The sequence below is a fragment of the Geodermatophilus sabuli genome, from assembly GCF_900215145.1.
Lineage (GTDB): Bacteria > Actinomycetota > Actinomycetes > Mycobacteriales > Geodermatophilaceae > Geodermatophilus > Geodermatophilus sabuli.
The window spans coordinates 13,369-35,955 of record NZ_OBDO01000001.1; the positions used below are offsets into that span (position 1 = coordinate 13,369).

Genomic DNA, 22,587 nt, shown 5'->3' on the forward strand with positions numbered 1-22,587 from the left:
CGTACGGTCGTCGGTCCCCGACACGAGGGGTTGCCTCTCGTCACCGCTGGGTAAGGGGGAGGGCGCCTCAGCGTCGAGGCCGAACGGTGGGATGAGCGGAGAGTGCGGTGTGGGGAGAGCGGCTGCGCCGGCTGGGGGCCGGTCCGTGCGGGGAGTACCGGTGAGCGTGGTGGAGCGGGCGGCAGAGGTCGCCATCGCCCCGCTGTGGCTGGCCTGCACGGCGGGCTGGGGCGTCACCTCGGCTCTGATGCTGACCTGGACGGCGGTCCGGGAACGGGCGCCGTCGCGCGCAACGGCGCTGCCGGGAGACGTGGAGGCCCAGCTCCGGTCCGTCGCCTAACCTGGGGGACATGCCGCGTGAACAGGGGCGGAAGCTCATCGCCCAGAACAAGAAGGCGCGGCACGACTACTCGATCCTCGACACCTTCGAGGTGGGTCTGGTGCTCACCGGCACCGAGGTGAAGAGCCTGCGGGCCGGCCGTGCCTCCCTCGTCGACGGCTTCGCCACGGTGGACGGCGGCGAGGTCTGGCTGCAGCACGTGCACATCCCCGAGTACACGCAGGGGACGTGGACCAACCACGCCCCGCGCCGCAAGCGCAAGGTGCTCATGCACCGCGCCGAGATCGACAAGCTGATCGGCAAGACGAAGGAGGGCGGCCTGACCCTCGTGCCGCTCGACCTGTACTTCAAGGACGGCAAGGTCAAGGCCACCCTGGCACTGGCGAAGGGCAAGAAGTCCTACGACAAGCGGCAGGACCTCGCCGAGCGCGACTCCCGCCGCGAGATCCAGAAGGCCTTCGGCCGCTACGTGAAGGGACGCCGGTGAGGGGTGCCGCCTACGACCGGTTCGGGGACCTCGACGTCCTGACCGTCCGCGACGACCTGCCCGAGCCGCCGGTCGGCCCCGACACCGTGCTGGTGCGGGTGCACGCGGCGGGGGTGAACCCGGTCGACATGGCGATCCGGCAGGGCTTCCTCGCCGGGGCCTATCCGCACCACTTCCCGATCGTCCCGGGCTGGGAGGTCGCCGGGGTGGTGGAGGCGGCCGGCCCCGCGGTCGTGGACTTCCGTCCCGGTGACGAGGTGTTCGGCTACGTCCGCCGGGACGACGTCCAGTGGGGCGCCATGGCCGAGCTCGTGCCCGCGCCGCAGCGCTGCCTGGCGCACAAGCCGGCGTCGCTGTCCTTCGCCGAGGCCGGGGCGCTGCCGCTGGCCGGGCTGACCGCCTACCAGGCGCTGACCGAGGTGCTCGGCGTCGGCGAGGGCGACCGGGTGCTGGTGCACCGGGCCTCCGGCGGGGTCGGTTTCAACGCCGTCCAGATCGCGGTCGCGCTCGGGGCGCACGTCCTCGGCACGGCGTCCCCGCGCAACCACGGCTTCCTCCGCGACGCCGGTGTCGCCGAGGTGCTCGACCACTCCGCCGGGCCGGCCAGCGCCCAGCTGTCCGAGCCGGTCGACGCCGTCCTGGACCTGGTCGGGGGCGACACCCTGGCCGATGCGCCGAAGCAGGTCCGCGACGTCGCCCGGGTCGCCTCCGTGGTCGACCCGGCGGTCAACGACATGGGGGGCCGGTACGTCTTCGTCCGCCCCGACACCCACGACCTCGAGGAGCTGGGCCGGATGGCCGACGCCGGCCAGCTCCGCGTGCCGATCGCCAAGGCGTTCCCGCTCGAGCAGGTCGCCGACGCGCAGGCGCTCGTGGCGGGGGGCCACGTGCGGGGCAAGGTCGTCGTCACGCTGCGATGACGGTCTCCCCGCCGAAGACGACGCCCGAGCGAGCAGCGCAGGGAGCGCCAGCGACCGAGGAGCCGTACGAGGGCGGAGTCGAGCCATGACACAGCCGCCGGTGGACGACGCCGACGTCCCGCGCTACTGGCGGGAGCTGGGGCTGCCCGGGCTGGTCGACGTGCACGTGCACTTCCTGCCCGAGCGGGTGCAGGCGAAGGTCTGGGCCTACTTCGAGGCGGCGGAGACCCACTACGGGTCCGCCTGGCCGATCCGCTACCCGCTGCCCGACGCCGAGCGGCTGCAGCTCCTCGAGCGGCTCGGCGTCCGGGCGTTCCCGACGCTGCCGTACCCGCACAAGGCCGGCATGGCCGCCTGGCTCAACGACTGGTCGCACGCGTTCGCCGACGCCCACCCGCAGGTGCTGCGGTCGGCGACGTTCTTCCCCGAGCCCGAGGCGCCGCACTACGTCGCCGAGGCGCTCGACCGCGGGGTGCGGGTGTTCAAGGTGCACGTGCAGGTCGGCGCCTTCGACCCGCGGCATCCGCTGCTGGACCCGGTGTGGGCGCGGCTGGAGGTAGCCGGCACCCCGGTGGTCATCCACTGCGGGTCGGGACCGCTGGCCGGCGAGCACACCGGCCCGGAGCCGATGACCGGGCTGCTCGAGCGGTACCCGCGGCTGCAGCTGGTCATCGCGCACCTGGGCATGCCGGAGTACCGCGAGTTCCTCGACCTGGCGGAGCGGTACGAGCGGGTGCACCTGGACACAACGATGTTCGCCACAGACTTCACCGAGCGGCTCATGCCCTTCGACCCGGCCGACCGGCCGCGGCTGGCCGCGCTGCGGGACAAGGTCCTGCTGGGCAGCGACTTCCCGTCGATCCCGTACCCCTACGCCCACCAGCTCGAGGCGCTGCACCGGCTGGACCTGGGGGAGGAGTGGCTGCGCGCCGTCCTGTGGGGCAACGGGGCGCGCCTGTTCGAGGTGGCGGGCTGATGCCGAGCTTCTCGCTGACCGCTGCCGTCCTCGACACGCCGGACCCGCAGGGCCTGGCGCGCTTCTACCAGCAGCTGCTCGGATGGCCGCTGCGCGACGACGACCCGGAGTGGGCCACCCTGCGCCCGGAGGACGGCGGCCCGGGCCTGTCCTTCCAGCGGGAGGAGCACCACGTGCCCCCGGTGTGGCCGGCGGGCCCCGGCGACCCCCGGATGCAGCTGCACCTCGACATCGAGGTCGACGACCTCGACGCGGCCGTGGCGGTCGCGGTCGAGGCCGGTGCGACGGTCGCTGCGTTCCAGCCCCAGGACGACGTCCGGGTGTGCCTGGACCCGGCCGGGCACCCGTTCTGCCTCTTCGTGCCCTGAGACCTCAGGCGGTCGGCGGCTGGTAGTTGGCGTGCACCTGTCCCACCCTGTCGACCTCCTCGGGAGTCATCAGGACGATCGTGCGCGTCGCTGCCACCCCGGAGGCGTTGATCGTCAGGCTCACCGCAGCGGCGGTCTTCTGGTCCGGCAGGTCGACGATCGCGTAGACGTCGTCGGTGCCGAAGGCGAAGTCGAAGGTCTCCACGCGTCCGCCGACGTCGGAGAGCATCTTCTCGATCGCCGAACGGCGGGCGGTGCCGCCGGCCGACATGATCGCCTTGGCGCCCACCGGCGCGTAGTTGCCGATGATGAGGAAGCGGGGCATGGCGACCTCCGTGTCCGGCCCCCGTGCCCGTGCGATGCTCCGGGTGGCCTCCCGGGGGCGCAACGCCCGTGGGCGCGGGTCGAGGCGGCCGCGGCGTGGCGGCGACGGATGGTCGGGAGCCGTAACTGGGTCGCCACGGCGGGGAGTCGTCCCTACGCTGCGATCCCGTGCCGCAGCTGCCCGAGGGCCTCACCGCCCGGCCCCTGACCCCGGAGGACGTCGACGCGGCGGCCGCGCTCCTCGCCGCCGCTGAGCCCCTGGACCGGACCGGTGAGCACGAGGACGCCGACGACCTCCGGGAGTGGTGGGTCAACGACCGGGTCGACCTGCGGTCGGACGGGCTCGCGGTCTGCGGTCCGGACGGCGACCTCGCCGGCTGGGCGACCGCCGTCTCCACCGGCGGCGTCCGCGACGGTTTCCGTGTCTGGCTGGAGGGCCGGGTGCACCCTGCCCACCGGGGCCGCGGCATCGGGCGCTGCCTCCTGGACTGGCAGGTCGGCCGGGGTGCCGAGCTGCACCGCCGCGAGCACCCCGAGGCGGAGGGGCGCCTGCTGGTGTCGGTCTCCCCCGCGATGACCGCACTGGAGGGCCTGGTGCGGCGGGCCGGGTTCACCCCGGAGCGCTGGTACTCCGACATGGAGCGGCCCCTGACCGGCCTGCCGGAGGTGCCGGCGGTGCCGGGCGTCGAGCTGGTGCCCTTCACCTGGGACCGTGACGAGGAGGTGCGGCTGGCCCACAACACCGCCTTCGCCGGTCACTTCGGCTCGCTCGAGCGTGACGAGGTCTCCTGGCGGGCCTGGTTCACCGGGCAGAAGGCGTTCCGCCCCGAGCTGTCGGTGCTGGCGCTGGCCGACGGCGCGGTCATCGGCTACGTGCTGGCCTACGTCTTCGACGCCGACACGCGGGCCACCGGCGCCCGCCAGTCGTACCTGGGGCAGATCGGGGTGCTGCCGGGCGCGCGCGGCCAGGGGATCGCCTCGGTGGCGATCGCCGCCGCACTGCGGGCAGCGGCGGTGGACGGCTGCGCGACCGCCGGGCTGCAGGTCGACACCGCGAACGCCACCGGCGCCCCGGCGCTCTACCGGCGGATGGGCTTCGCGACGGTCCGCACCCGCACCGAGTGGGCGTACTCCCTGTCCCCGGTGGGATGAGCGAGGCGACCGTTCGATGACCGAGGTGACCCTGCCCTCCGGCGCGCGGGTCCGCGGACGGCGACTCGGCGAGCCGGCGTCCCCGGTCGACCTCACCGTCGTCCTCGGCTCCGGCCCGCTCCCGCCCTGGCCGTACCGGCGGGTGCGCTGGCCCGACTTCTGGGTGCCGACCGACACCGCCGATGCCCTCGACGCGCTGCGGGAGGCGCACCGGCGGGCGTACGCGGGGGAACGGGTGGAGGTGGCCTGCTCCGGCGGGGTCGGCCGCACCGGCACGGCGCTTGCCGCCCTCGCCGTCCTGGACGGGCTCCCGGCCGCGGACGCCGTCCGGTGGATCCGTGCTCGATACCACCCCCGCGCGGTGGAGACGCCCTGGCAGCGCCGCTGGCTGCGATCGATCGGTCCACCGGGGGAGCCCGGCTGAGTCCCGCCGCACGGTCGGCGCCGATCACCTCGCCGCCGGGCGCGCCGCCCCCGCGCGGGATGTCAGGCGGAGGGCGAGCAGGCAGACGTCGTCCTCGTGCCCGTGGGCGGGCAGCAGCCGGTCGAGGAGAGCGTCGCAGACGACCTCCGCCGGCTGGCGGACGAGGTCGTGGGCGGCGTGGACGAGCGCGGCGAAGCCGGCGTCGAGGTCCCGGTCGCGTCGTTCGATGAGCCCGTCGGTGTACAGGAGCACCAGGTCGTCGTGCGACAGGGGCGTGAGGGCGTCGGCGAAGGAGGTCCCGGAGGTGGCACCCAGCATCATGCCGGCGGGGTCGGCCAGCAGGCGGACACCGGTGGGGCTGATCAACAGGGGCGGGAGGTGCCCCGCGCTCGCCCACCGCCACGAGTGGCGGGAGGGTTCCAGGCGGCCGAACACGGCGGTGGCCAGCCCGCCGTCGTGCAGGCCGGTGGTCAGGGCGTTGAGTCTGGTGAGGGCGGCTGCGGGCGTGCCCTCGCTGAACGCGTAGGCCCGCAGGGCGTTGCGCACCTGGCCCATCGTCGCGGCGGCGTCGAGGTCGTGACCGACGACGTCCCCCACGGCCACCGCCAGGCACCCGTCCGGCAACCAGAAGGCGTCGTACCAGTCACCGCCGACCAGCGAGGGCCGGTCGGCGGGCAGATAGCGAGCCGCCAGCTCCACCTGGGGCGCCGTGGGGAGGCGCGCCGGCAGGATCGCCCGCTGCAGCGACTCCTTGACCCGGTGCTCCTCGGCCAGCTCCATCGTCTGGCGCACCAGCGCCTCACGGGCCTCGACCACTGCCTCGGCCGCCCGGCGCTGTTCGGTCACGTCCTGTGTCGTGCCGCGCATCCCACTCACGGTGCCGTCGGGCCGACAGATCACCTCTCCGCGGGTCACGGTGTGCCGGAGGCTCCCGTCGGCGTGGATGAACCGCTGCTGGACCACGAACGGCTGGTGGTCGGCGAGCGCGCGATCCCACGCGGCGGTGGCCGCGGCGGCATCCTCGGGGTGCGAGGCGGTCGCCAGGGCCTGCTGGGCGGTCGACCCGGTCGCTCCGGGATCGATGCCGAAGATGCGGTACATCTGGATCGACCAGTCGAGCTCGCCGGAGGCGACGTCCCAGAACCAGCTGCCGATCCGCCCGATCCGCTGCGCCTCCTCCAGTTCCCGCGTGGACCGGGTCAGATCGGCGTAGGCCCCGACCAGTTCCTGCTCGTTGCGCCGCCGGTCGGTGAGGTCGGAGACGGTCAGACAGCGGACGATGGTGCCCTCGATGTCCAGTCCGGTCACCGACGCCAGCGCCGGCACGGTCGATCCCGCCGCGCCGGCGAGGACGAGCTCCCCGTGGCGGGTGGTCCCGGGGACGGTCGTCAGCAGGGACGCCAGGGTGTCGGCCGCCGAGGCGTCGACGAGGCCGGTGATGTCCTTGCCGAGGAGCGCGGCGCGGTCGGTCCCGACCAGGTCGGCGATGCGCCGGTTGGCGAAGAGGATGATCCCGCGCTCGGAGACGGTGGCCGCGCCGTCGCCCATCTCCTCGACGATCACGCGGTACGGCCGGTCGGCGCTGACCAGCGTGTACAGCTGTTGTCCCTGCGGTCCGCTCAGGACGACCGCGTCGACGTCCCCCCCGCGGATCGCGGTGAGCGCTCGCCGCAGGTCCTCGATCTGGAGACGGAGAGTGGCGAACTCGTCCGCCGGGTGAACGGCACCGTCCTCCGGTGGGTGGCCGGTCACGGCTCACCCGGCAGCCGGCCGCGCGCGGTCGACGGGGACGGCGGCGCCACCAGCTCGAGCCCCGCGCGGACGCGGTCGGCGTCGGCCAGGTCACCCACGAGCCGACGCACGGGGGCGGGTCGCTGCCTGACCAGGGTGGGTACGGCGAGGACCTGGTCCTCGCCGGCGAGGTCCGGGTCCTCAGCGACGTCCACCACCCGGAGGTCGACCTGGCCCGGGAGCGCCTCGTCGCACACCCGCCGGACCGTGTCGAGGGCCTGTGCCGAGCGCGGTGAGGCGCCGCTGACGTACAGCGTCAGCGACCAGCGCGGGGCGCCCTCCGCGGGGCCGGTCACGGCCCGCCGCCCGCAGGGCGCAACTGCAGCCCGACCAGCAGCTTCTCGGTGTCCGACAGGTCACCGATGATCTTGCGGACGGGTTGGGGGAGCTTGCGGACCAGGGTGGGGACGGCGATGATCTCGTCCCCCCGCGCGAGCTGCGGGTTCTCCAGGAGGTCGACCAGCTCGATCCGGTACCGCCCGGCGAGGTGCTCCTCGCAGGTGCGGCGCAGGTTCTCGACGGCGCGCACCGACTTCGGGCTGTGCCCCGCGAGGTAGAGGCGCAGCTCGTACACCTCCAGGGGGTCGTCGGCCCGGTTGCCGTGCGCACCGCCGGCGGGTTCCACGTCACCCCTCCCGTCCTGCTGGTGGGGGGGCGTCCCGTCCGCCCTGGCGCCGGCGGGCGAGGGTCGCCCGGACCGCCGCGCGCGCGTCCCCTCCACGGGACTCCTCGGCGACCAACCTGTCCAGCGCGGCGGTCTCGGTCGCCAGCTGTTCGCGCAGCACCGCGATCTGGGCCTCGACCTCGGCGGAGCGTCGTGCCAGGGCCAGCCGCCGCCGCTCGAGTTCGGCGCTCTGCTCAGCCTCGGCTGCGCGCTCCTCGGCCACCTGCGCCATCCGGGCGGAGCCGGTCAGGACGCCCCGCGGCCCCACGGAGACGTCCAGCAGCTCGGCGCCGTGGTCGGTCAGGATGAACTCGCGCACCTGGTTGGAGTGCGCCGTCCCCCGGCTCTTGATCACGAACAGCAGCCGGTTGCGCTCGCCGTCGCTCTCCACGTTGCGCAGGAGGAGCCAGGTGTCGATCAGTGACGAGGCATCCACCGAGCTGGTCTCCGCCTGCCCCTCGTGGCTCAGGCTGGTGAGGACCCCGGTGATGCCGCGCGACTTCATCATGTCGACCTCACGGGCCACTGCGGCCGTGACCTCGGACTGCGCGCCGACGTGGGTCAGACTGCCGACGGCGTCGAGCACGGCGATGGCCGGCGTGGTCTCGTCCAGCAGCCGTTCGATGGCGGCGAGGTGGCTCTCGAGGCCGAACGCGGTGGCCCGTTGGCCCCACAGGCGCAGCAGCCCTGCGTCCACCCATCGGCCGAGGTCGATGCCGACCGACCGCATGTTCCGCACGAGCTGGTCGGGGGACTCCTCGAAGGACACGAACAGGGCGGGCTCGCCGCGGGCGCAGGCGGCATCGACGGCCGCAGCGGCCAGCGTCGTCTTCCCGGTGCCGGCGGTCCCGGTGATGAGCACCGTGGAGCCGCGGTGGACGCCGCCGGTCAGCATCTCGTCCAGCCGGGGCACCCCCAGCGAGATCCGGTCGGTGGAGACCGGGTAGGTGAGCTGGGTCGAGGTGATGGGCCAGACCATCAGACCGCGGTCGGTGACCAGGAAGGGGTACTCGTTGGTGCCGTGGCCGGATCCGCGGTACTTCACGATGCGCAGCCGCCGGGTGGCGATCTCGTCGTGCATCCGGTGGTCGAGGACGATCACGCAGTCGGAGACGTACTCCTCGATGCCGTACCGGGTCAGCTGTCCCTCGCGGCCGCGCTCGCCGGTGATCAGGGTGGTCAATCCCTGGTCCTTCAGCCACCGCAGCAGGCGGCTGAACTCCGCCCGGACGACCGCCTCGTTGTCCAGTGCGCCGAACAGCACCTCGATGGTGTCGAGCACCACCCGCCGTGCGCCGGTGGCCTGCACCGCGGCGGACAGGCGGATGAACAGGCCGTCGAGGTCGAACTCCCCGGTCGTCACGAAGTCGGTCGCGTCGACCCGGCACGCGTCGACGACCAGGTCCCCCGAGGCCTCGAGCCCGGCCAGGTCGAGACCCAGTGAGGCCACGTCGTCCGCCAACTCCGCGGCCGACTCCTCGAACGCCAGCAGCACGCCCGGCTCGTCGTAGTCCTGTGCACCACGGGCGAGGAACTCCAGGCCGAACAACGTCTTGCCGGCACCGGGCCCACCAGTGACCAGGCTCGCCCGGCCGCGCGGCAACCCGCCGCCGGTGATCTCGTCGAACCCCCGGATGCCGGTCGGCGCCTTCCCCAGTCCGGAGCTGACGGCCGGGCGCGTCCTGGGCGCGTGGATCGACGGCGCCATGAGGACCTCCTACCTGGAGTGCCCAAGCTAGTGGCGATCACCGGCCCGCGAGAAGGGACTCGGCGCGGGAGACACGTGCGACGCCGGCCCCCGTCCGGCGTGCCGCCCCGGGCCTGTGGAGGGGAGGACGGCGGCCCCGTCCGGGACACCGCCCCGAGCCTGCGAAGGGTGGGGAGGACGGGGTGCTTCTAGGGTCGCTGCATGGTCAGCGCCGATCACCCTGCCGACGTCGCCCGCGCCCACCGGGCGGTCGAGCCGTTGCACAACCACCTCTACTTCGCACCTGAGCACGACGAGCACCTGTCCGCGGCGGGCCTGCGGCCGGGGCGGATGTGCTACTTCGCCGGACGTGCCGCGCCGATGGGGGCGGTCGGCCCCGGCCTGGTGACGGCGACCTTCTACAACTTCGCGCCGGCGGTCGTGGCCCGCCACCTGCCGCGGGCCTGGACCCTGGCTCCGCCGGAGCAGGTCCTCGCCGCCCGTCTCGCCGCCGCCCGCGCCTCGCTGACCCGGCTGCTCGGTGGACCGGAGGCCACGGCCGCGCCGGAGGTCGCCGAGCTCGCGCAGCTGGTGCGGGAGGCGTGTGCCGCGCTCACCCCGGAGGGGCGGCCCCTCTACGCCGGGCACGCCGACCTGCCCTGGCCCGACGAGCCGCTGCCGGCCCTCTGGCACGGCGCCACCCTGCTGCGCGAGCACCGCGGTGACGGGCACGTCGCCACCCTGCTGCGGCACGGGCTGAGCGGCCTGGAGGCGCTGGTGACGCACACGGTCACCGGGCGGGGCTTCACCGAGGCGGCGGCCAAGGCCACCCGCGGCTGGAGCGACGAGGAGTGGGCCGCGGCCTGCGCCGCGCTGGGCGAGCGGGGCCTGCTCGCCGACGGCGCGCTCACCGACGCCGGCCGGGAGCTGCGGGCCGCGATCGAGGCCGAGACCGACGAGCTGTCCGCCGCGCCCTGGCGGCACCTGGGCGCCGAGCGGACCGCGCGGGTGGTGGAGCTGGGCCGGCTGCTGTCGGGGCGGCTGGTCGCGGCCGGTGCCTACCCGACCGGCACCTTCGCCGCCCGGTGACTCCCGCGCCCCGCCTCCCGGAGGCCGCTGACGAGGGGCCGTCCGCGGAGGTCCTCAGGGCGCGCCGCGGCGGCCGGCTGTCCACGCTCGACCGGCTCCTGCTGCACAGCCCACCGGTCGCCGAGGGCTGGAACGCGCTGCTGGGCGCGCTGCGCGGGGGGACGACGCTGCCGGCCGACCTGCGGGAGCTGGTCGTCCTGCGCGTCGCCGTGCTCAACGACGCCGCCTTCGAGTGGGCCGCCCACGAGCCGATCGGCCGCCGCGCCGGGCTGGTCGACCTGCAGCTGCGGGTGCTGCGACTGCCCGACGCCCGGGCCGAGCCGGTCTGGACGCCGGTGCAGGCCGCTGTGCTCGCGTTCACCGACGCCTCCACCCGCGCGGTCGCCGTCCCCGACGAGGTGTTCGCCGCCGTCCGGGCACACCTGGACGACCGGCAGGTCGTCGAGCTGGTCGCGCTGGTCGCCGGGTACGCGATGGTGTCGCGCTTCCTCGTCGCGCTGGAGGTACCGCCGCCCGACGGTGAGGTCGCCGGATAGGCCGGCCTTCCCTATGGTCGGCGTTCCAGTCTCACGTGGAGGCGTCATGACGACCACCGACCGGGGGAGCGGGTCCGGACAGCGGACCGACGTCGATGCCGCGTTCCGCGGCTCGGCCACCTACCGCAGCCTGGGGGAGCAGACCCTCAGCCCGGCGGAGGAGCGGTTCGAGAAGGGACGGCGCACCGTCGGGCTGTTCCTCGCCCCGGTCGTCACCGTCGTCTTCGCGTTCCTGCCCCTCGACCTGCCGCGGGACCAGCACCTGCTCGCCGCCGTGCTGCTCGGCGTCATCGTCCTGTGGATCACCGAGCCGGTGCCGATCCCGGTCGGCGGCCTCATCGGGGTCGGGGCGATCGTCGTGCTCGGCGTGGTGCCGGCCGACGACGCACTGGGGCCGTTCGGGTCGACGACGGTCTTCACCTTCATCGGCGCGTTCATCCTCGCCGCGGCGATGCTCAAGCACGGCGTCGCGCGCCGGTTCGCCATGACGATCCTGTCGATGCGCTGGGTCGGCGGCTCGACCGCGCGCGTGATCATCGCGTTCGGGCTGATCACTGCGCTGCTGTCGGCTTTCGTCTCCAACACCGCCACCGTCGCGATGCTGCTGCCGACGGCGATCGGCATCCTCTCGGTGATCGCCAAGCTCCTGCAGGACAAGGAGATGGTCGCGCCGGACTTCGACCCGCTGCGGCTGCGGGTCGGCGTCGCGCTGATGCTGATGCTCGCCTACGGTGCCAGCGTCGGCGGGCTGCTCACCCCGGTGGGCACGCCGCCCAACCTGATCGGCCGCGGCCTGATCGAGGAGGCGACCGGCGAGCGGATCGGCTTCCTCGACTGGATGCTGATGGCGCTGCCCATCTGCGCGTTGATGTTCGTGGCGCTGGCCGCGGTGCTGCTGCTGCTCAACCGGCCGGAGATCCGCCGCATCGAGGGCGTGCACGAGTACGTGCAGCAGGAGCGCGCGGAGCTCGGCCCGGTCACGCGGGCGGAGAAGAACACGCTGATCGCCTTCGGCATCACCGTCGCGTTGTGGATCTTCCCCGGCGTCATCGCGCTGACCGCCGGCACAGAGTCCGACCTCTACACGACGATCAGCGACCGCCTCGACGAGGGCATCGTCGCCGTCCTCGGGGCCTCGCTGCTGTTCCTGCTGCCGACGGACTGGAAGGCGCGGGAGTTCACGCTCAACTGGTCGGACGCCGCGAAGATCGACTGGGGCACGATCCTGCTGTTCGGCACCGGGATCATCTTCGGCTCACTGCTCGCCGACACCGGGCTGGCCGAGACGATCGGTACCAGCGCCGCGGAGACCCTCGGACTGACCAGCACGTTCGCCATCACCGTCTTCGCGGTGCTGCTGGCGATCATCATCTCGGAGACGACCAGCAACACCGCGTCGGCCGCGGTCGTCGTGCCGATCATCATCCCGGTGGCGGTGGCCGCCGGGATCAACCCGTTCGTGCCCGCGCTGGCGGCGACGTTCGCGGCGTCGTTCGGCTTCATGCTGCCGGTGTCGACGCCGCAGAACGCCATCGTCTACGGCTCCGGCGTCGTGCCGATCACCAAGATGATCCGGTCGGGCATCTCCTTCGACGTCCTCGGCGCGCTGCTGATCGTCGTCCTGCTGCCGGTGCTGATCGACCTCGTGCTGGGCGTCGGCTGACAGGGCCCCGTCGACCGCTGTCCACCCGTCGGAGGGAGGCGAGTGGACAGCGCGTGTCACGATGGACGACGGCCCGCTGACCTGAGGTCGGCCGACGGACGGGAGGGAGTGCGAGCGCATGCGCAGCGAACCGCCCAGTACCGGCACCGGGGTCCGCACCGCCTGACGCGCTCGCGCGGGTGCACACCCCCGTGTGTCCCCCCGCTCCAGCGCCCCCCTGGGAGTCCGTCGTGGTCGACCGCCGCCGTGCGTCCCTCACCGCCCTGTCCCTCGGCCGCCGTCCGCGGCCCGAGCTGAGCCTCGCGCCGCTGCCCGCGCCCGCGCCGGCTCCCGCCGACCGGCAGCGGCAGTCGCTGATCGTCGACAACGCCGTCTACTCCTCCGGCCGGCGGGTGGCGACGCCGGAGACCGTCGCCGAGAGCCACGAGTGGCTCGTCGAGGACCCCGAGCGCCTGGTCTGGCTGGGCCTCTACCGGCCCGAGCCGGGGGAGCTCGGCGAGCTGGCCGAGCAGTACGACCTGCCCGAGCTGGCCGTCGAGGACGCGATCAAGGCCCACCAGCGGCCGAAGTTCGAGCGCTACGGCGACACCCTGTTCGTCGTCCTCAAGGCCGCCCGGTACCTGGACGCGGCCGAGGAGGTCGAGTTCGGGGAGCTGCACCTGTTCCTCGGCCCGAACTTCGCGATCACCGTCCGGCACAGCGAGTCGCCGGACCTCTCCCGGGTGCGCCGCCGGCTGGAGAGCGAGCCGGCGCTGCTGGAGCGGGGGAGCGAGGCGGTGCTCTACGCGATCCTGGACGCCGTCGTCGACGGGTACTCGCCGGTGGTCGCGGGGCTGGCCAACGACATCGACGAGATCGAGACCGAGGTCTTCCGCGGCGACCCCGGCGTCTCCCGGCGCATCTACGAGCTGTCCCAGGAGGTGCTGGAGTTCCAGCGGGCCGCCCAGCCGCTGACCGGCATCCTCGCCGCGATCACCGCCGGGTTCGACAAGTACGGCGTCGACGAGGACCTGCGCGGCTACCTGCGCGACGTCGAGGACCACGTCGTACAGGTCACCGAGCGGGTGGAGGGCTTCCGGCTGCAGCTGCGGGACATCCTCACCGTGAACGCCACCCTGGTGGCGCAGCGGCAGAACGAGGAGATCCGCGAGCTCACCGAGGCCTCGATCGCGCAGGGCGAGGAGGTCAAGAAGATCTCCGCCTGGGCCGCCATCCTCTTCGCGCCGACGCTGGTGGGCACCGTCTACGGGATGAACTTCGACGACATGCCCGAGCTGCACTGGTCGTTCGGGTACCCGTTCGCGCTGCTGGCGATGGTCGGGGTGAGCCTGGCGCTCTACGCCGTCTTCAAGCGCCGCGGCTGGATCTGACCGGCCCGCTCACCCCTCCGTGCAGCGGAGCACCGCGTCGACGATGGCGTCGTAGCCGGTGTACCGGCACAGGTTGCCGCTGAGCGCCTCCCGGACCTCCGCCTCGGTCGGCGCCGCGACCCGCTGACCCGCTGCCCGACCAGCCGGTCGGGCACCGTCGCCGTCACGGGTGCGGCGCCCCCTCCGGCTGCACGATCAGGTCGATCACCGCGTGCCGGAACGGGTTGGCCACCCCGTGGCGGGCCGCCTGCTCCGGGTCGTCGACCGGCGCGAAGTCCCGCACCAGGCTGCGCTTCACCGCGAACACGGCGTCGGAATCCAGGTAGGGGCTGCCGGCCACGAAGATGTGGGTGGTGACCGGCGTGTGGCCCGGGGCCTGGGCGATGAAGTGGATGTGCGCGGGCCGGAAGGCGTGCCGCGAGGTGGCGGCCAGCAGCTCGCCGACGGGGCCGTCGGTCGGGATGGGGTACGGCGCCGGGACGACGGTGCGGAACCAGAAACGGCCCTCGTCGTCGGTGGTGAACAGCCCGCGGCCGTTGCCCGGCGGCTGGACGTCGGGCCGCTGCACGTCGTAGAAGCCGTCCTCGTCAGCCTGCCAGACGTCGACGACCGCACCCGCGAGAGGGGTGCCCTCGGTGGAGAGCACCCGCCCGGAGACGACGCACACCTCCCGCCCGCCGACCTCGTCGATCGAGTCGCCGTTCTCGCGCTGCGGGGAGACGGTCATGTGGAACGGCCCGAGCACGGTGGCCTCGGTGGCGCCGGCGACCTTGCGGTGGTTGATGTTCTCGACCAGCGCCGACACCCCGAGGACGTCGGACAGCAGCACGAACTCCTGCCGGACGTCGTCGCACTTCTGGCCGGTGCGGGTGAGGAAGTCGATGGCCGCCTCCCACTCCGCGATGGTCGGTTCGACCTCCCGGATCGCGCCGTGCAGGCCGCGGACCACGGCCTGCAGCAGCTCCCGCAGCCGCTGGTCGGGGGCTTCGGCGAAGCTCTCGACGGTGGCGTCGGTGACGGTCTCCTCGGTGATGTCCTCGGGGTCGACGGCGGTGGGGTCCTGGTGGGTGGTCATGAGTCGCTTCCTCCGGGTGCCGGCGGGTCGAGGGGGATGACGGGTAGCAGCAGCGCCGGCGCCGCGCCGTGTCGTGGTAGATGGTGTGCAGCGTCGTCGTCGCGCTGGTCACGTGGTGCCGGAGATGCCGACCATGCCGACGTTGCCGTCACACCAGGGCTGCTCGGCGATCCACTCGATGAGGTCGTAGGAGTCCAGGTCCGTGAGCCCCGCTGTCGGACTTGCCCACCCCCGCGCGGCATCCCGATCACGTGGACGTAGCCGCGGGAGACGAGGAAGCGGGTGTCCCCGGCCTCCATCGGACCTTCTCCACAGGGGCGACCAGGCCGGCTGCGGGGGGACGGCGGCAGCGTCGGCATCGGGGTCGGGGCCTCTCGTCGGGCGGGTGGAAGCCCGCACACGCTAGCCACGCCCTGCCGGCCGGGCTGTCCGCCCAGCGGGGGCGGCAGCCGGGAACCGCGACGAACCGGTCGTCGCCCCGGTCAGAGCAGGACGGCGTCCGCGGCGTCGGCCTGCAGCACGAGGTCGGTCGCGGTGGTCAGCCACCCCGCGACCAGGAGCAGCGGCCACGGCTGCTCGTGGTCCAGGGACGCCGTCGCCGCGCTGAGCGAGGCCTGGGCGACGGCCCTGCACGCCGTGTTCCGCATGGGGAGCTCCTCTTCGTCCGGTGCCCAGGGGATCGGCACCGGCGCGTCGGGACTCCACCCGCGACACGAGAACGTCATCCGCAGGGGGCAGACGTCACATTCGTCCCGCCCCGTGCCGTCGGCGTCGACGGGTGACCGGCGCGGCCGCACCGGCCACCCCGCCGGCCGGTGCGCCAGTCGCCGTCAGCCCGCCGGGACGTGCCCCTGACGGGCGGGGTCCCCGGCGGTCGCCGGCACGAGCGCGGAGCGCAGTTCGGTGCAGAGCTCGCCCAGCGCCTGCGGAGCGCTGCGGCACAGCTTCGGGAAGGCCAGGTAACCGTGCGGCATCCCGACGTAGGTCGTCGTCCGCACCGGGACGCCGGCCGCCCGGAGGGCCGCGGCGTAGCGCAGCCCGTCGTCGCGGATGGGGTCGTGCTCGGCCACCTGCACGAGGGCGGGGGGCAGGCCGCTGTGGTCGGCCGCGAGCAGCGGGGAGACGTACGGGTCGGTGGGGTCCTGCCCGCCCAGGTAGTGGGCGCGAAAGGCGTCCATGTCGCGCCGGGTGAGGACCGGCGCCTCGGCGTTCTCCGCCACCGAGGGGCTGGCGAAGGTGAGGTCGGTCGCCGGGTACAGCAGCGCCTGGTGGGTGATCGCGGGGCCGGCCCGGTCCCGGGCCATGAGCGTGACGACGGCGGTGAGGTTGCCGCCGGCGCTGTCGCCCATGACGGCCAGGCGCTGCGGGTCGCCGCCGAACTCGGCAGCGCGGGCGGCGATGTCCACGAGCGCGGCGTAGCAGTCCTCGGGTGCGGCCGGCCAGGGGTGCGCCGGGGCCAGCCGGTACTCGAGCGACACCACAACGGCGCCCACCGTCGCGGCGACGTTGCTGCACAGCCAGTCGGACTGGTCCAGCGAGCCGAGCACCCAGCCGCCGCCGTGGATGTTGACCACCAGCGGCAGCGACCCGGTGACGTCCTCGGGGCGGTAGACCCGGACCGGGATCGGCTCGGTCGCGCCGGCCACCGTTCCGTCGCGGAGCGAGACACCGGGCGCCACGCCGCCGAACAGCAGGTCGGTCACCGGGTTGTGGCCGATCCTCGACTGCTGCGCGCGGGCGATGCGGGCGTCGTCCATGCGGGCGATCGACGCCGCCCGGAGCGCTCGCCCCACCAGCCGCACGCGCAGGTCCATCTCGGCCATGCCCAGCTCCTCACCACCGGTCGACGTCGAGCCGCGAACGTAGCGGCTGGGACGGCCGGCCGACCACGGTCCCGGCGCGGGCTCGGACGTGCGGGGGCCCCGTGAGGACCGGGGTCCTCACGGGGCTCTCCTGCGGTCGGCCGGCTCCGGTCAGGCCCCGGCCGGCATCCACTTCTGGTACGAGCCACCGTTGAACGGCATGGTGTAGACGCTGCGCTCGTGGTTGCTGTCCAGGACGAAGCCGGTGGCCAGGTTCTGCAGGACGACGGTGCCGAAGTCGCTCGACTTCACCAGCCACTTCTGGAACGACCCGCCGTTGCAGCCGAGGGTGTAGACCTGCCGGCTCGTGTTGCTGTCCAGGCAGCGGTTGGTCGCCGCGCTGTGCAGCGTGACGGTGCCGTGGTCCGAGGGCGTGACGATCCACGTCTGGTACGCGCCGCCGTTGCGGCCGATGGCGTAGACCTCGCCGCTGTGGTTGCTGTCCAGGACGAACCCGGTGGCGAGGTCCTGCAGGGTGGTCCGGGCGGGCAGGGCTGCCGCCGCGGCCGGCGCCGACGAGGTGGCCGCGGACGGGGTGGCCGCGGCGGGAGACGACCCCACGAGGGCTGCGCTACCGGCCAGGACGACGAGCAGGGCGGTGCGCTTGAGCCAGGACGACTTGGACATGCGTCTGTTCTCCAGGGATCGGTGCGGGTGGTCACTAGAGAGGAGCGCGTGCGGGTGGTCCTGATACCGGCCGGCCGTAGGGCTCGGTCGTCCGACCGGGCCCTACGTGGTCGAACGGGGTGGGGTGTCGGTAGCGCCGGTGCCTGCCCGAGCGACCGCGCCTCCTCGACCGGTCGTCCGCCGAGGTCAGACGTTCCGGGGCAGCTCCTCGGCGCGGTCCTCGACGGCGCCGTGGCGTATCAGGCTGACGATGGCCAGGACGAGGCCGCCCCAGATCACGACCATCGCCACCACCATCATCACGAGCGCGGCCGTGCTCATCGGAGTCCTCCCTCATCGTGCCCGGTCACTGGGCGGTTGCCTGGGGGCGGGTCCGTCGCCGGGGTCGCGTGCAACGGCGCCGCCGGATCGGAGCCGGGTGGCGGCCCGTCCAGGTGGGTCCCGGCGCGCCACGGCAGTCGGGCGAGGAGGAAGCCGACCAGCGGCAGCACCGCGACCAGCAGCCAACCGCAGACCAGCAGCAGCCAGCCGGGGTAGTCCCCGTAGGGCGCGGCGAGGTCGTCTCGCAGCGCGAAGACGAGCACGACGGCCAGGCCTGCCGGGGCGACGAGGCTCGTCAGCACGCGCCAGCCGGCGCCGACCCGGGGACGGCCGTGGACGTTGAGGTGCTCGCCGAGACCGGCCAGGGCCCGGACCGCCCAGGCGACGATGAGCATGCTGATCAGCGCCACGACGAGGATGCCGTACTGGTTGACGAAGTGGTCGACGACGTCGAGCACGTAGATGCCGCTCGTCGTGCTGAAGAGCACCAGGCTCAGCACGGCCGCGGGACCGCCGACCACGAGGGTCGCGGTCAGCCTGCTGGTGTCGAGCTTGTCGCGGACGGCGGAGATCACGACCTCGATCACGCTGACCAGCGAGGTGATGCCGGCGATGACCAGCGAGCCGAAGAACAGCACGCCGATGAGGGCGCCGGCCGGGGCCTCGCTGATGATCGTCGGGAAGGCGATGAAGGCCAGTCCGATCCCGTCGCTGGCGACCTCGCCGACCGCGACCCCGCCGGCCTGGGCCATGAAGCCGAGGGCGGCGAACACGCCGATGCCAGCGAGCAGTTCGAAGCCGGAGTTCGAGAAGCCGACGACGAGGCCGGAGCCGATCATGTCCTCGCGACGGCCGACGTACGAGGCGTACGTGATCATGATGCCGAAGCCGATCGACAGCGAGAAGAAGATCTGGCCGAACGCGGCGGCCCAGACGGGAGCCGAGGTGAGTGCCGACCAGTCGGGCGTGAAGAGCGCGTCGAGGCCGGCGGCCGCGCCCGGCAGCAGCAGCGCCCGCACCACGAGGGCGGCGAAGGCGAGCACCAGCACCGGGATGAAGACCAGCGAGGTCGCACCGATACCGCGCTGGACGCCGAGGGCCATGATCACGAGGACGGCCAGCCAGACGAGCACGAGGGGTACGAGCACCCCGGGCACCACGTCGGCGGTGACCTGGACATCCCCGGCCTGGAGGAACTCGCCGAAGAAGAACCCCTCGGGGTCGGCGCCCCATGCCTCATCGAGCGAGAAGAACGTGTAGCGCAGCGCCCAGGCGATGACCGCCGCGTAGTAGATGGCGATGACGAAGCAGATGCCCACCTGCCACCAGCCCAGTCCCTCGGTGCCGCGGCGAAGCCGGGCGAAGGAGAGCGGTGCAGAGCCGCGGTGGCGGTGGCCGATCGCGTAGTCCAGCAGCAGGAACGGGATGCCGGCGGTCAGCAGCGCGACCAGGTAGGGCACCACGAAGGCACCGCCGCCGTTCTCGTAGGCGACGTAGGGGAACCGCCAGATGTTGCCGAGCCCGACGGCCGACCCGATCGCCGCCAGGATGAAGACGCGCCTGGAGCTGAACGCGCCGCGGCGGCGCTCTTCGTCAGCCTGTCCCGTCGCTCGTCCCGCCGTCGTGCTCATGCGGCCTCCGGTGTCGCGATCCGCCGAGCCTTGCAAGCTCACGCGGCAGTGGTCCACGTCGTGCATTCGAAGAGAGGATGTCAGGACTCAGGCGCCTCGGCTGTGGAGAGCCCCGGACTCCACGGTCGAGCCGTGGCTCGACGCCACGGGTCTTCGTCACCTCGGCCTGGCCTCCCGGCGCACCTGCACGGGCGCACGCTCACGCGGACCTCGCCGGGACGGAGCCGAGACCGGACGACGCATCCGGGGACCATCGTCAGTGCGCCGCCAACGACCTCCATGGCCAGGAGTACCGACTTGAGCGGAGGTCAGGCCCACCACCTGTCGCCGAGGCCGCCTGGCACCGCGCAAGACGACGAACCGCCCCGGACCTGGAGGTCCGGGGCGGTTCGTCCGCGAGATCTGCGAAGACCTCGGGGTTGGGGTGGGGTGGAGGTGGCGGGAATCGAACCCGCGTCCTCCGACGCATGTCCAGGGCTTCTCCGAGCGCAGTCCGCTTCGTCTCTGCTCGACCCCACCGATCTCACGGACGAGACGGTGTGACGGGCCCAGTCGCTGTGCGGTGTCCCGTGCGCGCCCGCGACCGGCACGCACGGTGAGTCATCTAGCTGATGCCAGGATCCGGGCCGATGACGAACCCGGGCTGACAGACCCGCCTACGCTGCTCAGGCAGCGAGGGCGAAGTCGCGCTGACTGGAGTCGGCGCTTGATTGGTGTGCAACGCGTGGTTAACGAGCTCATCGTTGCCTTCCTCGGCTCGCTTCCCCTGGCCACCCGACCGAAGTCGAGACCATTCACCCCCTGTGTAGTTGTGCGACCAGCGTAACGGTCTCCGGGCCGCAGGTGTTCCCCGGGACACCCCTCCATCGGGCGACACGGTCGAGGGGGTACCGGAGACGCCGTCCGGTGACTCGTGCGCGGTGAGCTGCGCGAGGCGGACCTCGCCGTCCCGTGCGGGCGGGTGGTGGGGCTGGCGAGGTTGATCCGGAGCGTCGTCGTCTCCGTCCTCGTGACCACCTTCTCGGCGGTTAGTCTGCTCCCCTTGGGACTGTGTCGAACGGCCTACTCCCACAGGGAGGGACATGTCGAGCGCCGGTGCGCTGACCACCACCTCGTACGCGATCCTCAGCCTGCTCGCGGTGCGGCCGTCATGGAGCACCTACGAGCTCACCCGGCAGATGGACCGCAGCGTCGGGCGGATGTGGCCCCGCGCGCAGAGCAAGCTCTACGAGGAGCCGAAGAAACTCGTCGCCCACGGCCTGGCCACGGCCCGGTCGGAGGCGGTCGGCCAGCGCTCGCGCACCATCTACGCGATCACCGACGAGGGCCGGCAGGCCCTGGCCGCCTGGCACCGGGAGCCCGGCAACGGTCCGGTGCTGGAGTTCGAGCAGCTGCTGAAGCTGGCCTTCGCCGAGCACGGGACGACCGCCGACGCCCTCGGCACGCTCGCAGCCGCCCGCCGCTGGGCCGAGGAGCGGAACGTGGCCAACCGGACCGCCGCCGAGGCGTACGCCCCGGGGGACGGGCCGTTCCCCGAGCGGCTCCCCGAGAACCTGCTGGTGGGCCGGTTCCTCACCGACTTCTACCGGCTGGTCGCCGAGTGGGCCGACTGGGCGACGTCCCAGGTGCAGCAGTGGCCCGAGGACCCGGGGCGGGCCTCCGCCGACGGAGCGCAGGTGGCCGAGACCGCGCGCCGGGCCCGGTGGTGAGCGCCGGCCCCGGGACCCCGCCGGGGGCGTCGTGAGCGGAACGGCGCTGCGGCGTGTGGACGCGGCCCTGCAGTTCGCCCCGCAGGGGCGCCGGGCGGTGCCGTACATCGTCCTGCACGTCCTCGGCGCCAATCTCGTGGGCGTGGCCATCGTGTCGCTGCTCCTGGTGGGCCTGTCGGCCGGCGCCCGGGACCCCGCCGGCCGCACGGCGGTCATCGTGAGCGCGGTCGGCTACCTCGCCGTGGCCCTCCCGCTCGGCGTTCTGGCCGTGCTGCGCCGGCAGCGGCTGACCGCGGCCTGGCTGCGCGCCGGCCGGTCGCCGACCCCCGAGGAGGCGGCCCAGGCGCTCCGGCTGCCGGCCGACGTGGCGTTCGTCGTCGGGCTGGGCTGGCTCGGCGGGGGCATCGTCGTCGGGGTCGTCGGCGCCGTCGCCTCGCACCTGTCCCTGGTCGGGCTGCGCCTGGCGCTGGCCGCGCTGCTCGGCGGGGTCGCGACGGCCGGCCACAGCTACCTGCTCACCCTCCGCCTGGCCCGCCGGCTCACCGCCCGGGCCCTGGCCGCCCACCCCCCGGCCGGTGCGCTGGTCCTCGGCGTGCGTCCGCGGTTGCTGCTCACCTGGGCACTGACCAGCGGGGTCCCGCTCATGGGGTTGACGCTGCTGTTCCTGGACCCCAGCAACCCCGAGGGGCCGCGCGAGGACGCGGTCGTGTTCCTGGTCGTCGTCGCCCTGGTCGTCGGGCTGTACACGACCAACCAGGCCGGCCGCTCGGTCGGCACGCCGCTGCACGAGCTGCGCCGCGCCGTGCAGCGGGTCGGGCGGGGGGACCACGACGTGCGCGTCCCGGTGGACGACGCCGGGGAGATCGGCCTGCTCCAGGAGGGCGTCAACTCCATGGTCGACGGGCTGGTCGAGCGGGAGCGGCTGCGGGACCTGTTCGGCCGGCACGTCGGGACGACGGTCGCCGAACGGGCGCTGGACACCGGCGTCTCGCTGGGCGGCGAGGTGCGCACGGTGGCCGCGCTGTTCGTCGACATCGCCGGCTCGACGACGCTGGTCCGGCGCACCGGGCCGGAGGAGATGGTCGGCCTGCTCAACCGGTTCTTCGCGATCGTCGTCGCCACCGTCGAGGACGAGGGCGGCCTGGTGAACAAGTTCGAGGGTGACGCCGCGCTGTGCGTGTTCGGCGCCCCCGCCGACCACCCGGACCCGGCCGGGGCGGCGCTGCGGGCGGCCCGACGCATCTGCACGGCCGTCGCGGCCGCGGGCGAGGTCGACGTCGGCGTGGGGGTCGCCTGCGGGCCGGTGTGGGCCGGCCAGGTGGGCGCGGCCAGTCGGCTGGAGTACACGGTGGTCGGCGACCCGGTCAACGAGGCCGCCCGGCTGACCGACCTCGCCAAGGACCATCCCGGCCGTGCCGTGGTCTCGGACAACGTGATCCGGGCCGCCCGTGGCCACGAGGTGCAGCACTGGGCGCCCGGCACGGTGGTCGAGCTGCGTGGCCGGGGCGAGCCGACGCAGACCTGGGTGCTCACCATCGGCTGAACGAGGACCCCCTGCAGGGCGGCCGCCG

25 protein-coding genes, 1 other RNA gene and 1 pseudogene are annotated in these 22,587 nt (G+C 73.5%); 13 read left to right on the top strand and 14 right to left on the bottom strand.

Features of this window, described 5'->3' with window-relative positions; genetic code table 11:
* Window positions 1-160 precede the first annotated feature (160 nt).
* The 5 genes from CRP39_RS00070 to CRP39_RS00090 all read left to right on the top strand — a co-directional run bounded on the left by CRP39_RS00070 (window position 161) and on the right by CRP39_RS00090 (window position 3,091).
* The gene (locus CRP39_RS00070; protein ID WP_097203343.1) at window positions 161-340 is read left to right on the top strand and encodes a hypothetical protein; all 180 of its coding nucleotides are present in this window, start codon (window positions 161-163) and stop codon (window positions 338-340) included.
* 10 nt (window positions 341-350) lie between these two features.
* The gene (gene smpB / locus CRP39_RS00075) at window positions 351-827 is read left to right on the top strand and encodes an SsrA-binding protein SmpB (RefSeq protein WP_097203344.1); all 477 of its coding nucleotides are present in this window, start codon (window positions 351-353) and stop codon (window positions 825-827) included.
* The gene (locus tag CRP39_RS00080; RefSeq protein ID WP_097203346.1) at window positions 824-1,747 is read left to right on the top strand and encodes an NADP-dependent oxidoreductase; all 924 of its coding nucleotides are present in this window, start codon (window positions 824-826) and stop codon (window positions 1,745-1,747) included. Before smpB ends, CRP39_RS00080 begins: the two co-directional genes overlap by 4 nt.
* A gap of 85 nt (window positions 1,748-1,832) precedes the next feature.
* Window positions 1,833-2,723, top strand: a complete 891-nt coding sequence (locus CRP39_RS00085) for an amidohydrolase family protein (protein WP_097203347.1) — start codon at window positions 1,833-1,835, stop codon at window positions 2,721-2,723.
* Window positions 2,723-3,091, top strand: a complete 369-nt coding sequence (locus tag CRP39_RS00090) for a VOC family protein (RefSeq protein ID WP_097203349.1) — start codon at window positions 2,723-2,725, stop codon at window positions 3,089-3,091. The genes CRP39_RS00085 and CRP39_RS00090 overlap by 1 nt, the downstream gene beginning before the upstream one ends.
* 4 nt (window positions 3,092-3,095) lie before the next feature.
* On the opposite strand, the gene CRP39_RS00095 is transcribed toward CRP39_RS00090, so the two are convergent.
* The gene (locus CRP39_RS00095) at window positions 3,096-3,416 is read right to left on the bottom strand and encodes a GYD domain-containing protein (protein ID WP_097203351.1); all 321 of its coding nucleotides are present in this window, start codon (window positions 3,414-3,416) and stop codon (window positions 3,096-3,098) included.
* 167 nt (window positions 3,417-3,583) lie between these two features.
* Here CRP39_RS00095 and CRP39_RS00100 point away from each other — a divergent pair, with 167 nt between their 5' ends.
* On the top strand, window positions 3,584-4,567 hold the full coding sequence (locus tag CRP39_RS00100) for a GNAT family N-acetyltransferase (protein WP_097203352.1): 984 nt from the start codon (window positions 3,584-3,586) through the stop codon (window positions 4,565-4,567).
* Window positions 4,568-4,583: 16 nt separating this feature from the next.
* Window positions 4,584-4,991, top strand: a complete 408-nt coding sequence (locus CRP39_RS00105) for a protein-tyrosine phosphatase family protein (RefSeq protein ID WP_097203354.1) — start codon at window positions 4,584-4,586, stop codon at window positions 4,989-4,991.
* Window positions 4,992-5,015: 24 nt separating this feature from the next.
* On the opposite strand, the gene CRP39_RS00110 is transcribed toward CRP39_RS00105, so the two are convergent.
* The 4 genes from CRP39_RS00110 to kaiC are packed head-to-tail and all read right to left on the bottom strand — an operon-like array spanning window position 5,016 to window position 9,154.
* Window positions 5,016-6,743: a SpoIIE family protein phosphatase gene (locus CRP39_RS00110; RefSeq protein ID WP_097203355.1), complete on the bottom strand. Its 1,728-nt coding sequence runs from the start codon at window positions 6,741-6,743 to the stop codon at window positions 5,016-5,018.
* The gene (locus CRP39_RS00115) at window positions 6,740-7,078 is read right to left on the bottom strand and encodes a circadian clock KaiB family protein (protein WP_097203357.1); all 339 of its coding nucleotides are present in this window, start codon (window positions 7,076-7,078) and stop codon (window positions 6,740-6,742) included. Before CRP39_RS00115 ends, CRP39_RS00110 begins: the two co-directional genes overlap by 4 nt.
* Window positions 7,075-7,407, bottom strand: coding sequence for a circadian clock KaiB family protein (locus CRP39_RS00120; RefSeq protein WP_097203359.1), 333 nt, complete (start codon window positions 7,405-7,407; stop codon window positions 7,075-7,077). The genes CRP39_RS00115 and CRP39_RS00120 overlap by 4 nt, the downstream gene beginning before the upstream one ends.
* A 1-nt stretch (window position 7,408) precedes the next feature.
* Window positions 7,409-9,154 (bottom strand): circadian clock protein KaiC, encoded by a 1,746-nt coding sequence (gene kaiC / locus CRP39_RS00125; protein WP_097203360.1) that lies wholly within the window; start codon window positions 9,152-9,154, stop codon window positions 7,409-7,411.
* 201 nt (window positions 9,155-9,355) lie between these two features.
* On the opposite strand from kaiC, the gene CRP39_RS00130 reads away from it, so the two are divergent.
* The 4 genes from CRP39_RS00130 to CRP39_RS00145 all read left to right on the top strand — a co-directional run bounded on the left by CRP39_RS00130 (window position 9,356) and on the right by CRP39_RS00145 (window position 13,791).
* Window positions 9,356-10,222, top strand: a complete 867-nt coding sequence (locus CRP39_RS00130) for an SCO6745 family protein (protein ID WP_172442185.1) — start codon at window positions 9,356-9,358, stop codon at window positions 10,220-10,222.
* Window positions 10,219-10,758 (top strand): carboxymuconolactone decarboxylase family protein, encoded by a 540-nt coding sequence (locus tag CRP39_RS00135; protein WP_097203361.1) that lies wholly within the window; start codon window positions 10,219-10,221, stop codon window positions 10,756-10,758. Before CRP39_RS00130 ends, CRP39_RS00135 begins: the two co-directional genes overlap by 4 nt.
* Before the next feature lie 46 nt (window positions 10,759-10,804).
* Window positions 10,805-12,421, top strand: a complete 1,617-nt coding sequence (locus CRP39_RS00140; RefSeq protein ID WP_097203362.1) for an SLC13 family permease — start codon at window positions 10,805-10,807, stop codon at window positions 12,419-12,421.
* A gap of 230 nt (window positions 12,422-12,651) precedes the next feature.
* Complete coding sequence (locus tag CRP39_RS00145) at window positions 12,652-13,791, top strand: magnesium and cobalt transport protein CorA (protein WP_097203364.1); 1,140 nt, start codon at window positions 12,652-12,654, stop codon at window positions 13,789-13,791.
* A gap of 9 nt (window positions 13,792-13,800) precedes the next feature.
* Here CRP39_RS00145 and CRP39_RS28270 read toward each other — a convergent pair.
* The 9 genes and pseudogenes from CRP39_RS28270 to ssrA all read right to left on the bottom strand — a co-directional run.
* A pseudogene (locus tag CRP39_RS28270) lies at window positions 13,801-13,896 on the bottom strand (2Fe-2S iron-sulfur cluster-binding protein); the annotation flags it as partial.
* A 58-nt stretch (window positions 13,897-13,954) separates the two neighbouring features.
* Window positions 13,955-14,866, bottom strand: coding sequence for a dioxygenase family protein (locus CRP39_RS00155; RefSeq protein ID WP_097203368.1), 912 nt, complete (start codon window positions 14,864-14,866; stop codon window positions 13,955-13,957).
* Window positions 14,867-14,974: 108 nt separating this feature from the next.
* Entirely contained in the window at window positions 14,975-15,265 is a 291-nt protein-coding gene (locus tag CRP39_RS28275; RefSeq protein WP_101811037.1) for a CocE/NonD family hydrolase, read from the bottom strand.
* An 83-nt stretch (window positions 15,266-15,348) separates the two neighbouring features.
* Window positions 15,349-15,513: a hypothetical protein gene (locus tag CRP39_RS26540; RefSeq protein ID WP_172442188.1), complete on the bottom strand. Its 165-nt coding sequence runs from the start codon at window positions 15,511-15,513 to the stop codon at window positions 15,349-15,351.
* A gap of 183 nt (window positions 15,514-15,696) precedes the next feature.
* Complete coding sequence (locus CRP39_RS00165) at window positions 15,697-16,689, bottom strand: alpha/beta hydrolase (RefSeq protein WP_097203370.1); 993 nt, start codon at window positions 16,687-16,689, stop codon at window positions 15,697-15,699.
* 150 nt (window positions 16,690-16,839) lie between these two features.
* Complete coding sequence (locus CRP39_RS00170; protein ID WP_097203371.1) at window positions 16,840-17,355, bottom strand: RICIN domain-containing protein; 516 nt, start codon at window positions 17,353-17,355, stop codon at window positions 16,840-16,842.
* Between the two features lie 186 nt (window positions 17,356-17,541).
* Complete coding sequence (locus tag CRP39_RS00175; protein ID WP_097203373.1) at window positions 17,542-17,676, bottom strand: methionine/alanine import family NSS transporter small subunit; 135 nt, start codon at window positions 17,674-17,676, stop codon at window positions 17,542-17,544.
* Window positions 17,673-19,307, bottom strand: a complete 1,635-nt coding sequence (locus CRP39_RS00180) for a sodium-dependent transporter (protein WP_097203375.1) — start codon at window positions 19,305-19,307, stop codon at window positions 17,673-17,675. Before CRP39_RS00180 ends, CRP39_RS00175 begins: the two co-directional genes overlap by 4 nt.
* A 427-nt stretch (window positions 19,308-19,734) precedes the next feature.
* Window positions 19,735-20,109, bottom strand: a transfer-messenger RNA (tmRNA) gene (gene ssrA / locus CRP39_RS00185).
* A 280-nt stretch (window positions 20,110-20,389) separates the two neighbouring features.
* Here ssrA and CRP39_RS00190 point away from each other — a divergent pair.
* Together CRP39_RS00190 and CRP39_RS00195 are read left to right on the top strand one after the other, a co-directional pair.
* Window positions 20,390-21,016 carry a PadR family transcriptional regulator gene (locus CRP39_RS00190; RefSeq protein ID WP_097203376.1) on the top strand — a complete coding sequence of 209 codons (627 nt, stop codon included), beginning with the start codon at window positions 20,390-20,392 and terminating at the stop codon, window positions 21,014-21,016.
* 31 nt (window positions 21,017-21,047) lie between these two features.
* A complete protein-coding gene (locus CRP39_RS00195) occupies window positions 21,048-22,559 on the top strand; it encodes an adenylate/guanylate cyclase domain-containing protein (protein WP_216359553.1) in 1,512 nt (503 codons plus the stop codon).
* Window positions 22,560-22,587 lie beyond the last annotated feature (28 nt).